The following is a 15787-nucleotide window of genomic DNA, read 5'->3' as shown; positions in this document are numbered from 1 at the left end:
ATTGGTATACCATCCTGTTCCATCCTGTTTAAAGTAGGTTCAAAAAGGATTCGGGAGGCTAGACTTAAATTTCAATCGTTTGAAAAAATAGGTGTAATACGAACCCTCTCAAACGAAAAAGAGCAATTAACTCGAAGTTAATTGCTCTTGGAATTCAATATAGTGCTGTTCTTACCAGCCTGGATTTTGTAGAGCCTGTTTTTGAGTTGGGCTCAATGCGCTTCCATTAGATTTGATCACATCAAGGAAAGATTGAGGGATTGGTCGAAGATAGTGTTTTCCATCTATCGGCTTCGCTTCTGCATTAAATGCTGCAGTTCGGGCAAGAAGAGTTTTGGTCCTAGCTAAGTCTTCCCATCTTTGCAACTCGCCCATCAACTCGCGGGAACGCTCATTTAAAATGAATGCTGTAAACTTATCAGCCTGCGAAGCAGCACCAATCTTATCATAAAAGTCTTTATTGGAGTTAAAGATATCACCATCACTATTGAGGTGCATTGATGCTAAGGTGTTAGCAGTTGTTACTGCCAAGTTATTCGATTCGAAATAGGTGTTTTTATCAGAGTATGAAGAAAGGGCAGTGGCATTTGTAACCGGATTTGTTTTGTAAGAAATTCCTCCGTCCACATAACTTTCTCTGTTTTCTCCATCTTTGTAAGCGGCACGATCTCTAACTCTGTTTAAGTAAGGAATGGCTTGAGCGTACTGACCTGATCTGCCATATGCCTCGGCTGCTATGAGGTAGGTTTCTGCTAAACGGGCTAAAATTCCATCTCTCTGGCCAAATTGCGAGGCCACTAAGTTGCGAGAGCCATCCATAAATTTAGATAACGCAACAAACTGGCTAACGCCATAATTTCCGTGTGCTGCAAGATAGCTTTGCGGTTGACCGGAAAAATATCTCACAAACATACTTGGTTTTCTACGACCAATATCTGTTGGAAGAGGATTTGCAGCATTCGCATCTAAAGCAGTGTAACGGGTATCTCCAGCATTATTTACAATGTACAACACCGCTTCTTCACCACCTACAAATTTCGCCTGACCAACTTGCGCTGGAGTAGGGGCATTAGCCGCAGTCCATTTAGGCGCACTTGCCGGATTATTTGAAACATACCGGGTTTTGAAACTTTTCCAGAACCTGGAGTCGTTTACACGGTCGAATACATCTAAAGCATAATCTGTCGATCTTAAACGCTGAAATTCACGACCACCTGCAAGATCACGCACCATACCGGGAAGGGTTTGATAAACCGATGGATAATATAAATGAATTTGATTGCCGTAACGACCTTGAGTTGTGGTGTTATTGGAAAATTGAGCTGCTAAAATAATTTCTTTATTTGATTCATTTGCACCATCAACTGTTGTAAAGTTCCAAAGATCGCTGAAGTTAGTGGCTAAGGTGTAGCCCCCGCTATTAATTACCAAATCAGCATATTTAACTGCGTTTTGTAAATCGGCAGTTTTAGTTTCGCCATTCCACTCATTGTTAATTTCGCTAGCACGAAACAGGTAGGCCTTTGCAAGGAAATGCGCTGCTGCCCATTTGGTAATTCTTCCAGGCTCTGCTGCTGTTGTAGGGAGTAAATCGTAAGCTTGAATAAAATCTTGAATTACTTGCGCATAAATTTCTTTTGCTGTACTTCTTGAAAACTCCTCCTGTATAGTTTCTGAAGGTTCGAGTTTTAAAGGAACGCCGCCAAACTGTTTAACTAACTTAAAGTAATCAAAAGCACGCATGAAGTAACCTTCACCTAAGCGCACATTTTTATTTGCACCATCATAATATACCGGTACATTTTTAATGATAATGTTTGCCGAATTGATGTTGCCATACATATTGTCCCAAACGGAGGCAATATCACCCGATAGAGAGTTGAAGTTTCCATCATAAGAATTAAACATTTGTTCGGTACGATCGCCGCCAACGGTAAACTCATCAACGCCGTAATTTGTGGTAGTGTAAGCCCACGTGTAATTAAAGTGGAACTTTAAACTTTGATACATACCAATTACCAAACCATCCAAACCTAAGGTGGTTTGAAAATCGGAAGTGTTATGTGAATTAATTACTTCTTCATCTAAGAAGCTTTTTTTACAGGAGGTTGGAAGGATCATCAATGTTCCCAACAACACCATTCCTGATAGTATATTTATAAACTTTTTCATTTTCATTTTTCTTTGGCTAGAAGCTAGCGTTAATTCCAAATACAAAACCTCTGTTAAAAGTAGATCCACCTAAATCGGGATCGATCCAGCTAACATTTGAATAAATCAATCCTGGATTAATCACTTGTGCATAGACTCTCAAGCGAGACAATGTTAGTTTCTTTGCGATGTCTGCAGCGAAATTGTAACCCAATGAGATGTTTCTGATTTTGATAAATGAAGCATCTTGGTAGTTCAAAGCACTTATGTATTGATCGCCACTTGCGCTAGCATAATTCGGAGCAGGATAAGCATTTGTAGGGTTAGTCGGTGTCCAATAATCAACCACACGTTGTGCAAAACGCCCTTGTAAAGGTTCTGCGCCTGTTTGGATTAAGAAATTATAGCGAGCCACCATAAAAATTGATAAATCGAAACCTTTGTAAGCAAAAGTATTTGTTAAACCACCTGTCCAGCTCGGATTGTAGTGGCCTAATACCTGGCGATCATTGTTTGCATCTATTTTATAATCGCCGTTTATATCCTTTACTTTAACGCTACCGGGAGCAAACCAACTGGTTTTTGCAGCAATATTTGCATTGAACTTGGCCATCTCTGCCATGTCTTCTGGTGTATTTTGCCAAATCCCTTCCTTCACATAATCGTAAGCCACACCATTTCTTTGACCAATGAAGAAACGGTCGTTAACCATATCACCGTTGTCCAGTTTTACAATTTCATCCTTGCTCATAGAGAAGTTTAAAGTCGATTCCCATGTGAAATCATCGCTTTTGATGTTTATACTGTTAATAGTAAGGTCAAGTCCTTTGTTTTTTGTCGAACCCACGTTATCAAATGATGTGGTATAGCCGTTTACTGAAGCAATCTTTTTCAACAAAATTAAATCCGTTGTTTTCGATTTGTATAAATCCAATGAACCAGAGATTCTGCCTTTAATTAAATCGAAATCAAGACCTAAGTTATATTGTAATGTTTTTTCCCAGCTTAATAATTTGTTAGGGAGCGGGATAGGATTTGCTAGAGAGGCATCTGAAGATACATAACCAGTTTGCGGTGAAGTTCCGAAAGTGTAAGTTAGCGGTTGAAGCAAACCAAGTGTACTACCAATATCTACTGATGAGTTACCTGTGCTACCCACACCAAGTCTCAATTTTAACTGGTTAACCCATTTAATATCTTTCATGAAATCTTCTTGCTCTAACCTCCATGCCAACGCTGCAGAAGGGAAAAAATCCCATTTGTTACCAGCAGCTAACTGTGAGGCTCCATCCCAACGGGCAGAAGCCGTTAACAAATATTTACTGTTCCAGCTATAGTTAGCCCTGGCCATATAAGAAACTAATGTCGACTTCCTTAAATTGGCATCAAACGCATCTAAATTTGTAATGTTACCTGTATTTAAACCATACCAAAGTGAGTTTGGTAATGAAATTTTGCTTCCTGTTAATGATGATGATTCTTCACGGTAAGATGATGAACTTTGCAATAAAGTTACACCAAAATTGTGTTTATTAATGGTCTTATCATAGTATAGTAAATGATCAAGCGTATAAGCAAATCGGCTATTTTGATTTAATTGCGCATAATTATTAATTGATCCTGGTACCCCAGCATCGCGATTAACCGATTTCGCATCTTGATATCTTCCATTATAATAGTTTGAGAAATCAGGACCGAAGTTGACACGGTATTTTAAATCTTTTAGAATATTTACTTCAGCAAATACAGAACCTAATGTGCGCAAGGTTTTGCGCAAGTTGATATTGTAGTCTGCTTCTAAAACCGGGTTTTGAATGTTTATATCGCCCCCAGGTAAGTTAATGCGGTTACCGTTAGCATCAAAGGGAATAGCTAAAGGAAGCATGCCACGTGCTGCAAAATAAATACTACTAGCTCCTGAAGCACTCGCCGCCTGGAAACCATAGTTTTGCAATCCATAGGTTGCCGTTAAGTTAGCACCCATTTTAAACCATTTTACCGGATTAATTTCTATGCTCAGCTTTCCGCTGTAACGTTCAAAATCCTGACCCAATTGAGTTCCTTCTTGGTTTAAATAACCGAATGAACCGTATGCCTTAATTTTATCAGTACCACCGCTCACACTCAACACATGATCTTGTGTTACGCCAGTTCTGGTTACCAAATCTCCCCAATTCGTTGTGGGTACTAAACTACCATCAAATACCCCATTAACCCAACCTTGATCGAGGTTGGCCAGCATGTTTGGATCTTGTTTAAAAATCTCGCGATCGGCAGCTTGTGTAGCCACTACAGGATAATTATAAATAGGAGCAGTGTTGGTTCCGTTTATCGAATTGATATAGGCTGTTCTGCGGTAAGCATCGCGGCGAAACTCAATATACTGACCTGAGTTCATCATTTCTGCTCTGTCGTTTAATTTTTCGATCGTTGCTGTTCCAACGTAGTCCAAAGTCAATCGTCCTGCCTTACCTTTCTTAGTAGATACCAAAACGACACCATTAGCGCCTCGTGAGCCATAAATAGCTGTAGCAGACGCATCCTTCAGAATGTCGATTGTTTCAATGTCATTTGGATTTATTGCCTCAATGCCACCAGCCTGCAATGGAATTCCATCAACTACGTATAGCGGCGCATTACTTGCCGTAAGTGATCTTACACCACGAATCAATATACTTCCCAATTGCCCTGGGCGTTCATTCGATGTAATATCAACGCCGGCTGCTTTACCCTGAATAGCCTGCAAAGCATTGGTTACCGGTCTTGATCTAATTTCTTCGGCACCCACACTCACTACAGCTCCCGTTAAATCGCTTTTCTTAACGGTATTATACCCCACAATCACTACCTCATCAAGATCATTAATTGAACTTTTCAACTGGACAGTGATAGTTGTTCTTCCATTTACCGGAACATCCTGGCTTGCATACCCAATATAACTTACCTCTAAAACAGGATTTGTAACCGTCGAAGGGATGTTGATTGAAAATGCACCGTTGGCATCTGTTGTGGTTGCCAGAGCTGTGCCCTTAATTTTAATACTAACGCCTACCAGGGTTTCGCCTTTGTCGTCAGTAATTTTTCCCTTTACAGTAACATCGAGTTTTTTACTGTTTTTTGCATGAACAATGCGCACAATTTCAGCGCCTGATGCCGCATTAACGGTGTTACTCATGAGCATAAACGACAATGCAGAAACACCTACAATCAGGATTTTTTTTCTGCTTGATACATTTAGCCGATGATTTGATTTTGATTGGAAATTCAAATTCATGGTAATGATTTTAATTAATATTTGGTTAATAAGCGATCAATGATTTGCGAAACGTCTTCCAGTAGTTTACCTTTCGGTAACACAGCGATCATAGTGGAAAAATAATAAGATTGCGGATTTACGGGCTGTAAGTTAGTCGTTGATACGGATATATATTTGGTTAAACTTATGCGATGTTAGCGGTTTTAAACAATTATTCCATCCTGTTCTATCCTGTAAGGAATGTTAATTTTTTTGGAAAATCAAGGGAATAGGAGTTGCTGAAAAACTTTCACGGATGGATTAGAAGTTTTTTCGAAGAACACTTTTAACCACTGGAGATTTATCTGCAAGATTTTGCCTGAGATGCCTATGCTCACAACCAAGCGAAAATTTTTTCGGCCTGATCAGTTTGAATGTGATTAAACAAAAAAACCTCACATTTCTGTGAGGTTTTTCGTGATCCCGATAAGACTTTAACCTAGTTTAAAAATGAAAGTTTAAATCGTTTTATGGGTGGATTTCAAATTCGACTAACCAAATAGCTAAGCATTTGATTTCAATATTTTCTAAAATCTATAATTAGTAAGCTTGAATTAGAACATTTGCCGGGATGTGGAGTACATCAGTTAATTTTCGGATCATAGACAGGCTTAGTTTTCTTTTTCCCGATAGAACCTCTGATTTCCTTGAACGCGTACCTAATAAATTGCTGAGTTCGTTTTCAGACAAGTTCATTTGTTCCATCCTAAACTTTATAGCTTCAATTGGATTAGGATAAGAAACAGGATAATGTACTAATTCATATTCCTTGATTAATAGGCTCAAAATTTCTAATTCATCAGAAATTAAAGAACCTTCGATGATATCAGTTTGCATCAACTCATACACATGAGCTAGAGCATTATCGTATTCTTCCTCAGTTTTAATTGGTTTTAACATAACTAATTGTTTTAGCATTTATTTTATCATACTGTTGATGCGAACCAAACCACACAACAAACACAATTTTTAATCTGTACTCTATATCTACTATTAAGCGATAACTATTGCCGTGAATATTAAAAACAACTCTTTTTTCATTGAGAACAGAAGCATTTTTATATTGTGCTTTTAGCTCATTCGGATTATTCCATAATGCAGAAACCGCCTCTTCATGCCAGCTCAATAATGCCTGTTCTGCCTGATGGAATTCATCAATATAGTCCTTAAGGGCTTTTACGGCTATCACTCGCATATTTAACAAATATACTAATTTGTTCCCAAAAAGGGAACATAGGGTTGATTGATTTTTTTTCAGATTTAAGTAGGTAAGCAAATAGCAATCTTAGAAATTAGATTGTAAAGATTCTAATATGATTGTGAACGTTAGATTGAGGTAATTTTTATTCTCCTAAATATCTTTTAATGCAAAATGCCCCAATTTTCATTGAGGCATTTCGTGATCCCGCTGGGATTCGAACCCAGGACCACTACATTAAAAGTGTAATGCTCTACCAGCTGAGCTACGGAATCTTCTTTATTAAAAACGTTGTCCGTTTCCTTTAAAGTGATGCAAATATAGGGTTACCATATATCTCATGCAAATAAAAATATTGAAAAAGTGCTACTGTATTGATTTATAAGGCAATTAATTATTCGTGCTCACAATTTTGAACGAAAACCTCAATTTAAAATAGTAATAAATTAACCGTGATGGTCATTTTTTATAGTTTGGTTGTCAACCATCGGAATTTATTGGTTTAATTGACATAAAGGGTTATCTAACAGTTAGAACAGAGACACCCAACGGAATTGATGCTGAAAATCACGCAAACGTTTGAGTTGAAAAGTTATAGTTAAATTGCTTAGTTTGGTCCTATTAACTAAACAAACCAACTTTAACAACTATAAAAAATGATCAACCCCTCTAAACCGCAAAAGAAAACGGCACTATTACCCATGATAATTTGTTGTGCCCTGTTTTTTATTTTTGGCTTTGTAACCTGGGCTAATGGAACTTTAATCCCTTTTTTGAAATTAGCACTCAACCTAAAAACTGATTTACAGGCATTCTTTGTCACATTTGCATCCTACATCGCTTACTTCTTCTTAGCATTACCAAGTTCATGGATTTTAAAAAAGATAGGCTTTAAAAATGGATTGGTATTGGGTATGGTAATTTTGGGAGTTGGTTCTTTAATATTTATCCCGGCTGCCGATAATAGAAGTTTTAGTCTGTTTTTAGCAGGAATATTTGTTCAGGGGTCTGCTATGGCACTCTTACAAACTGCTGTAAACCCTTATTTAAGTATTATTGGCCCCATCGATAGTGCGGCAGCTCGTATATCAATTGCAGGTTTATGTAACAAGGGCGCTGGTGTTATGGTACCCATTATTTTCGGTATTTTATTTCTAGACAATGCAAAGGAGGTTACCGCAAAATTAGAAACAACTATAGATATAAATGCCAAGAATGCAATTTTAGATGAACTTCTACATCGGGTTCATACCCCTTACATTGTATTGGCGGTGGTATTTGTGCTCTTTGCAATTCTTATTAAATTTGTGCATTTGCCTGAAATTAATGCTGAAGACGATGAGGAGGTTTTAGTAAATGATGAGTCGCTAACTCCGGTTGTTGCTAAAACAAGTATTTTCCAATATCCACATTTATTTTTAGGCGCTTTGGCCATATTCAGTTGCGTAGCAGTAGAAGTTATGGCCGGCGATATAATAAATACCTACGGTCGTGAATTACATATCGACGCCGATTTGCTGCGTTTCTCAACTTCTTTTACTTTAATATGTATGCTTGTGGGTTACGTACTAGGAATTGCTACTATTCCTCGGTTTGTATCACAGCAAATGGCATTGAGAATTTGTGCGCTTTCGGGTGTGCTATTAACTATTATTTCGGTTTTTACAACTGGATATGTTTCTTATTATTCCGTTGCTTTATTAGGATTGGCAAATTCTCTAATGTGGCCAGCTATTTTTCCGTTGGGAATTAAGGGGTTAGGTAAGTTTACCAAGACGGGATCGGCCATTATGATTATGGGAATTGCTGGTGGTGCAATTTGGCCTTTAGTTTATGGCTTTTTAAAAGACAAGTTGCATATCGACTTTCAACACGCATTTTTATTTGCTATGCTTCCGGCATATCTGTACATTATATACTTTGCGATTAAAGGTCACAAGGTGGGGTTTAAATATAAGTAAGACTTACCTGGCCAAGCATCTGTTGGCCAGGTAAGTCTTCGTAAACTTTAATGTTTTGCGTTTTTCTCAAACGATGTAAATGTTTGAAGTTTCAAGACACTTACACCATCGTTTTCTTCCATTTACCTTTCTTGAATAGGATGAAAGCCGCTACAGCGATTCCTGCTTCAGCCGTTGGAATGGCAATGAAAACGCCAGTTGGACCCATTTCTAAATACTTAGCCAGAAAGTAAGCCAAAGGGATCTGGAACAGCCAGAAAGCGAATATGTTGATTTTGGTTGGCGTCCAGGTATCGCCTGCGCCATTAAAAGCACTGCTAAATACCATCGCAGCTCCATAAATAACAAAACCAATACTTAATATTTTCAAAGCACGACTTGCAATTTCAATCACTTTTACATCGGATGTAAAGAAGGAAGCAAATAAATGGCCACAGGTTAAAAATATAACACTTACCACAGCCATGAAAATGATGATGTATTTTAACGTTTGGAAAACAGATTTTTCCGCTCTATCAATATGTCCGGCACCCAAATTCTGTCCAACCAAAGTTGCAGCAGCGTTACTTAATCCCCAGGCTGGAAGCATGAAAAACATCATTAATCGTAATGCTGTCTGATAGCCTGCTGAACCTTCATCGCCACCAGTGGTTGCTACCAATTCTGCTAGAAATACCCAGCTGCAACTCGCTATTACAAATTGAAAGATGGCTGGAGCAGCAATTTTGACAATGGCTTTGATCTGCTCTAAGTCGGGAAGAAATTGACTGATCCGGATCTTTAAAGCATTTTTTCCGTTGAATAAATTGTAAATCTGGTAACAAACGCCCAATCCACGTCCGATTGTTGTTGCAATTGCTGCTCCTGTTAACCCAAATGCAGGAACTGGTCCGAATCCATTGATAAAAATAGGGCAGAGGATGATATTTGCAATGTTTGCAATCCATAAACTTCGCATCGCAATTGCTGCGTTTCCAGCACCACGAAAAATTCCGTTGATTAAAAATAATAAAACAATGATAACACTTCCGCCCATCATAATGCGTACGAAAGTGGTTCCGTGGTTTGCAGTTTCTATTGAAGCGCCCATTAATAGAAGGATATCTCGGGCATAAATTAATCCAGCAATGCTGATTAAAATATTAATTGCTACTGCTATCACAATAGTTTGCATACCAGCTTTCGCCGCTGCTTCTGGGTTTTTCTCGCCAATTCTTCTGGCTACAACGGCGGTTGCAGCCATACTTAAACCAATGGCTAATGAATAAATAATGGTTAAAACCGACTCGGTTAAGCCTACAGTTTGTATGGCGTGACTGCTGTTTTCTAAGTGACCTACGAAATATAAATCGACTAAAGCAAAAACTGATTCCATGGCCATTTCCAGCATCATTGGAATGGCTAATAGAATTATTGCTCGTTTTATACTGATTGAAGTTAAATCAACTTCGTGGCCTTTTAATGATTGTACAAGTACATCAAAAAAAGATGATAGTTTGCCCTGTGTCTTTACTGACTGTGACATATATATAAAGTAAATTATGATGAATAAACCAAAAGATAGGCAGCTAGCTGCACAAATCTTAAATTGAAATGGGAGGGAATCCTCGGTTATTTAAAACCTAAAACGGATTGCAGATACTATCATGGTTCTGTTCTTTTTGATAGCTCAAATATAAATAAATTTTTGAATTGTCAATTTTTGATGACTGATTTTTAGGGTATTGATTAATCTATTTGCCACGGAAACACAGAAATCACGGAATTTTATTTCAACATTTATTCATATGCTGTATAAATGCAACATGACTATAGGTTTGTCATTCTGAACGCAGTGAAGAATCTCCAAGCGATGAAATACAACCGCCAATTTACCTACGAAAAATGTGAGTGCAATATTTTAAGACAGAACAACTAGGTTGCGGATTCTTCGTGCCTCAAAATGACAGCAATTTTAAAGTTGCCGTTCCCATTTCGTGATGACACGAACCGAGGTGGCTAAAATCTATGGAATTACATAAAAACTGAAAATCACTTTATATACTATAGGCCTTTATCATTTCCTCAGTAACTTTTGTTCCGCGGCTGGTGTTTAAATCAATTAACACATAATCAAAGATCCCGTCAGAAGCAACTTTGCCCGTTTTTTTGTTGATGATTTCAAACTGAACAGAACAACCTTTATCATGCATGGTTAAAATGCCTGTTCGTATTAACATCAGGTCGTTCATCAAAAGCGGACGTTTGAAATTAATATCCACATGGCTCACCACCCAACCTAAACCTTGCTTGGTGAAATGTTCCCAAGGCATATTATAGAATTTTTCCATTTGCTCATAACGGGCGGCCAATACATAATCCAGGTATTTGCTGTTGTGCACATGATTAAACATGTCTATATCATCGGGACGTACACGTAGCTCGCTTTCGAAAATGCTAAATTGATTCTTTTCCAAGGGTAATTGTTTTGTGCAAAAATAGGGTTTTTAATATTAGATGCATTTTAAGTTTTTGTGTAATTTTAAATTATGGGTCGATTGAAGATATATCATTTGGATGTTGCTAGGGAAGAAATCGAAAAAAAATCGTGAAGTTAAATTTTTATCTCTTTCGTCAGAAGACAGATTTCTTGAATTGGTTAAACTTAATAAGTTAGCTGGAGATTCAGTATTTTAATTCCAGATTCACTACTTAATGATTCTCTTACTTTTTCCAGCATTGGATTTAAAGATAAGAGTTATCTTATTAGTTCACTTAAGAATAAAACTAGTGTAGATATTATTCTTGAAGAAAAAATTATTTCACTTTCTGAAGTTAAAATAACTAATAAAAAGTTAAAGCAATATAAGCTTGGAATAACTGGCAGAACACCGATGCTTTCTATACCTACAAAGAGTTATCAAAAAACTGATATAATGGAGCAGGCGAGATTAATACATCTCAAAAAACCTGCGAGAATACTTAATGCTAATATATATGTTATCTCAGAATCTTCAAAGGAGGTAAATATTCGCTTAAATTTCTATGCTTTCGAAAATGGCTTACCTGGAAATAGGCTGATTGAAAAAAGTATTATAAGAAATGCTAAGGTTAGTAAAGGTTGGTTTAGTCTAGATTTAAAAGATGAGTCTATTTATATTGATGAAGATTTTGTAGTAGCTTTTGAGTATTTGCCTAGTGCACAAAATTTTGTTGTATTTGGTGCAAAGTTGGGTGCTTCAGATAGTTTTTTAAGAAGTAGCAGTCAGGGTATTTGGAGAAGAAACGTCCTTGGTGGTTCCAGCATTTACGTCACAACTGAAATGTAAAACTATAGTTTAAAATTAAGTTCATTGCACAGCCTTAAGTTCCCTAAACCCGACTTAGCGAAAATACTTTTTGCAACACTTGCTGAATGAGATTGCTTCGACGTTCCTCCTCACAAAGACGACAAAAGGGGTACTGTAGGCAAAAAGATTGCAGCGAGGGCGGGAGTGCAGCAACCGATTAAAACTACAATGTGCTTTCCGAATTCTAAACCCAGTAAACGAGCCGTTTAACTATCTGCTGATTACTCTTGCTAATAATCAAAAATAGCTTTATCTTTGCCACATTCCAAAGAAATGCTTTTTGGAACAATTAATTAATTTTTATTGCTTTAATATTATTCAAGAAATGTATTTAAGTCCAGAAAAGAAAGCCGAAATCTTTAAACAACACGGCGAAGTAGAAACCAACACTGGTTCTGCAGAAGGTCAAGTAGCGTTATTTACATACCGTATTGCGCACTTAACAGAACACTTAAAGAAAAATCGTAAAGATTTCTCTACTCAGTTGTCACTTCAAAAATTGGTAGGTAAACGCCGCGGTATTTTGGCTTACCTATACAAAAAAGATATTGAGCGCTACCGTGCTATCATTAAAGCTTTATCGCTTCGTGATATCATCAAACAAAAATAAGCGAATTTTATCAACGAAAGCCATTCTTTAGAGAATGGCTTTTTACGTTTCCTGTTAAATATTTAACGGGATTTATTATAGATAAGTGTTTTAATCTTATCTTCGTTTGCAAAAACAAAAACATATATAAACAACGGTGTGTAGAAAGAGGAAAACACACCATAATTCTATTTAAATGAATGTAATAAAAAAATCGTTCGATTTGGGCGATGGCAGAATTGTAGAAATCGAAACAGGGAAATTGGCTAAGCAAGCTGATGGTTCGGTGGTAGTTAAAATGGGCGATACAATGTTGTTAGCAACTGTTGTATCTACTGTTGGTGCTAAACCAGGTACTGATTTTTTACCTTTATCGGTTGATTATCAAGAGAAATATGCGGCTACTGGTCGTATTCCTGGAGGTTTTTTACGCCGCGAGGCAAGGTTATCTGACTACGAGGTTTTAATTTCTCGTTTGGTTGACAGAGCTTTGCGCCCAATGTTCCCTTCTGATTATCACTCTGATACTCAGGTGATGATCTCATTAATTTCTGCTGATAAAAATATAATGCCAGATTGTTTAGCTGGTTTAGCAGCATCTGCAGCTTTATCAGTTTCTGATATTCCTTTCAACGGTCCTATTTCTGAAGTACGTGTGGCAAAAATTGATGGCAAATTGGTAATCAATCCATATGCTAGCGATTTAGAGCGTGCAACTTTAGAATTTATGGTTGCTGGTTCGGCTAACGATATCGGAATGGTTGAAGGCGAATGTGATGAAATTCAGGAAGATGAAATGGTTGAGGCTTTAAAATTTGCACATGATGCAATTAAAGTTCAATGTGCGATTCAGGTTGAATTAACTGAGGCTACTGGTAAAACGGTAAAACGCGAATATAGCCATGAAGACCATGATGCTGATTTGAAAGCTAAAGTTTATGCTGATACTTACGATAAAGTTTACGCAGTTGCGAAATCTGGTTCGAACAAAGATGAGCGTAAAGTTGGTTTCACTGCAATCATTAATGAATTTTTCGAGGCAATGCCAGAAGATACAGCAGATTTAACTAAAGCAATGGCTAAACATTATTACCATGATGTTCAGTATGATGCAATTAGAAATCTTTTGTTAGATGAGGGTATTCGTTTAGACGGCCGTAAGACTACTGAAATTCGTCCAATTTGGAGTGAAGTTGGTTATTTACCTGCTGCTCACGGTTCAGCTGTATTTACACGTGGCGAAACTCAATCGTTAACATCAGTTACTTTAGGTAGCAAAGATGATGAGCAAATGATTGATGGTGCTTTCTTTAACGGTTACCAAAAATTCTTGTTGCACTATAATTTCCCTGGTTTCTCAACTGGAGAGGTTAGACCAAACAGAGGTGCTGGTCGCCGCGAAATTGGTCACGGTGCTTTAGCACAACGTTCTTTGAAAAAAGTTTTACCTCAAGGTGAAGCTAATCCATATACTATCCGTATTGTTTCTGATATTTTAGAATCTAACGGTTCATCATCAATGGCAACTGTCTGTGCTGGTACATTGGCACTTATGGATGCAGGTATTAAAATCAAATCGCCGGTTTCTGGTATCGCAATGGGTTTGATTACTGATGAGAAGACTGGTAAATATGCAATCCTTTCTGATATTTTAGGTGATGAAGATCACTTAGGCGATATGGATTTTAAAGTAACGGGTACTGAAAATGGTATCGTTGCTTGTCAGATGGATTTAAAAATCAATGGTTTATCATACGAAGTATTAACTAAAGCTTTATTACAAGCTAAAGAAGGTCGTTTACATATCTTAAACGAGATGAAGAAAACGATTGCTCAGCCTAATGAAGACATGAAGCCACATGCTCCACGTATCGTTTCTATCACTATCGAGAAAGAATTTATTGGTGCAATTATCGGCCCTGGAGGTAAAATTATTCAAGAAATGCAACGCGAAACCGGTGCTTCAATTTCTATCGAAGAAGTTGAAGGTAAAGGTATCGTAGAAATTTTTGCTGATAATAAAGCTGCAATTGATGCTGCTGTAACCCGTATCCGTAACATCGTAGCTAAGCCAGAAATTGGTGAAGTTTACCAAGGTAAAGTAAAATCAATTATGCCATTCGGTGCATTTGTTGAGGTTATGCCAGGTAAAGATGGTTTATTACACATCTCTGAAATTTCATGGGAACGTTTAGAAACTATGGACGGTGTATTAAAAGAAGGCGATAAAATCGAAGTTAAATTGCTAGACATCGATAAACAAGGTAAAATGAAACTTTCTCGTAAAGTTTTATTACCTAGACCAGAAAAACCAGCTGCGCCACAAGCTTAGCCATACTATCATGCTGAATTTATTCAGCATCTGTAAAAACAGGCTTTGAAATAAATTCAGAGTGACTACAACTAATTAGCCCTTTCAGCGTAAAACTGAAAGGGCTTTTTTGCGAATGAAAAGCATGATTTACTTGAAGTTATAACTTCACCTTCATGCTGTTTGTTTCAGCATTTTTTCTTGCTATTAGGATTATGAGATAAAATTAACGTAACGACCATCTTGGGGAGAAAATAATTCAAAAAATATAACGTAGGTGAGTATGTGATGAAATCTGAGCTGCGATCAACTATTTTATTTTAACTCCATTTTTGTAAATCTCTTCACTTACAACTTTTCCCTTCTCATCTTTACAAATTCTCGCCCCCTCTTTGTTTCCGTTTACATAAGTAGATTCGCACTTAGGCTTACCGCTTTCAAAAAAGCTTTTCCAGTCCCCAACTTGTTTATCTTTGCTGTAAGCACCTTGTTGCGATACACCTCCATTGCTGAAATAAGAGGTAAAGTTTCCTTCTAATTTATCATCTACGTAAGCACAGGTTTCGCTTACTTTACCATCCTTAAAAAACTTTTTAAAAGTACCTTCTTTTAATTCTGCAAAATCTCTAAAAACGTAAAATTCATCTGCTTCCAAAATTCCATTTTCATAAAAGTACTTCCACTCGCCATTCCGCTTGTCTTTAGTAAAATTTCCAGTTGATTTTACTTGACCATTTTCATAGAAATAACTAGCAGTTCCTTCTCTTTTCCCTTTTTTCCAGTTAAGTATAGAACTCACTTTTCCATTGCCGAAAAACTCTTTACAAGTTCCTTCTTGTAATCCGTCTTTCATTCCACAAGGCTTTTCTTTTTGGGCAAAGACAAGGTTAGAAGTGAAAATTAACAAGATTGTGTACAAGTATTTATTCATCATTATTGATTTTTATTTCAAA

11 protein-coding genes and 1 tRNA gene are annotated in these 15787 nt (G+C 37.1%); 4 read left to right on the top strand and 8 right to left on the bottom strand.

Features of this window, described 5'->3' with window-relative positions; translation table 11 throughout:
* Window positions 1–171: 171 nt before the first annotated feature.
* The 5 genes from ACZZZK_RS01575 to ACZZZK_RS01555 form a co-directional block, all read right to left on the bottom strand.
* Entirely contained in the window at window positions 172–2172 is a 2001-nt protein-coding gene (locus ACZZZK_RS01575) for a RagB/SusD family nutrient uptake outer membrane protein (RefSeq protein ID WP_463482533.1), read from the bottom strand.
* A gap of 16 nt (window positions 2173–2188) precedes the next feature.
* Window positions 2189–5425 (bottom strand): SusC/RagA family TonB-linked outer membrane protein, encoded by a 3237-nt coding sequence (locus tag ACZZZK_RS01570; protein WP_463482532.1) that lies wholly within the window; start codon window positions 5423–5425, stop codon window positions 2189–2191.
* Window positions 5426–5986: 561 nt separating this feature from the next.
* A complete protein-coding gene (locus tag ACZZZK_RS01565; RefSeq protein WP_463482531.1) occupies window positions 5987–6346 on the bottom strand; it encodes a helix-turn-helix domain-containing protein in 360 nt (119 codons plus the stop codon).
* A complete protein-coding gene (locus ACZZZK_RS01560; RefSeq protein WP_463482530.1) occupies window positions 6330–6641 on the bottom strand; it encodes a type II toxin-antitoxin system HigB family toxin in 312 nt (103 codons plus the stop codon). Before ACZZZK_RS01560 ends, ACZZZK_RS01565 begins: the two co-directional genes overlap by 17 nt.
* Before the next feature lie 205 nt (window positions 6642–6846).
* Window positions 6847–6919: transfer RNA gene (locus ACZZZK_RS01555), tRNA-Lys, on the bottom strand.
* A gap of 381 nt (window positions 6920–7300) precedes the next feature.
* On the opposite strand from ACZZZK_RS01555, the gene ACZZZK_RS01550 reads away from it, so the two are divergent.
* A complete protein-coding gene (locus ACZZZK_RS01550) occupies window positions 7301–8605 on the top strand; it encodes a sugar MFS transporter (protein WP_463482529.1) in 1305 nt (434 codons plus the stop codon).
* 100 nt (window positions 8606–8705) lie between these two features.
* Here the strand turns inward: ACZZZK_RS01550 and ACZZZK_RS01545 are convergent, their stop codons facing one another.
* Both ACZZZK_RS01545 and ACZZZK_RS01540 read right to left on the bottom strand, forming a co-directional pair.
* Window positions 8706–10130, bottom strand: coding sequence for an MATE family efflux transporter (locus tag ACZZZK_RS01545; RefSeq protein WP_463482528.1), 1425 nt, complete (start codon window positions 10128–10130; stop codon window positions 8706–8708).
* Between the two features lie 511 nt (window positions 10131–10641).
* Window positions 10642–11061 (bottom strand): acyl-CoA thioesterase, encoded by a 420-nt coding sequence (locus tag ACZZZK_RS01540; RefSeq protein ID WP_463482527.1) that lies wholly within the window; start codon window positions 11059–11061, stop codon window positions 10642–10644.
* 459 nt (window positions 11062–11520) lie between these two features.
* On the opposite strand from ACZZZK_RS01540, the gene ACZZZK_RS01535 reads away from it, so the two are divergent.
* The 3 genes from ACZZZK_RS01535 to pnp all read left to right on the top strand — a co-directional run bounded on the left by ACZZZK_RS01535 (window position 11521) and on the right by pnp (window position 14855).
* Window positions 11521–11913, top strand: coding sequence for a hypothetical protein (locus ACZZZK_RS01535; protein ID WP_463482526.1), 393 nt, complete (start codon window positions 11521–11523; stop codon window positions 11911–11913).
* A 346-nt stretch (window positions 11914–12259) separates the two neighbouring features.
* Window positions 12260–12544: a 30S ribosomal protein S15 gene (gene rpsO, locus ACZZZK_RS01530; protein WP_025146265.1), complete on the top strand. Its 285-nt coding sequence runs from the start codon at window positions 12260–12262 to the stop codon at window positions 12542–12544.
* Between the two features lie 175 nt (window positions 12545–12719).
* Entirely contained in the window at window positions 12720–14855 is a 2136-nt protein-coding gene (pnp, locus tag ACZZZK_RS01525; RefSeq protein ID WP_463482525.1) for a polyribonucleotide nucleotidyltransferase, read from the top strand.
* Window positions 14856–15144: 289 nt separating this feature from the next.
* On the opposite strand, the gene ACZZZK_RS01520 is transcribed toward pnp, so the two are convergent.
* Window positions 15145–15768 carry a toxin-antitoxin system YwqK family antitoxin gene (locus tag ACZZZK_RS01520; RefSeq protein ID WP_463482524.1) on the bottom strand — a complete coding sequence of 208 codons (624 nt, stop codon included), beginning with the start codon at window positions 15766–15768 and terminating at the stop codon, window positions 15145–15147.
* Window positions 15769–15787: the final 19 nt, after the last annotated feature.

The organism is Pedobacter sp. AC163 (genome assembly GCF_979258665.1).
Note: the sequence above shows the minus strand (reverse complement) of the source record. Positions and strands in the feature narration are given on the sequence as shown.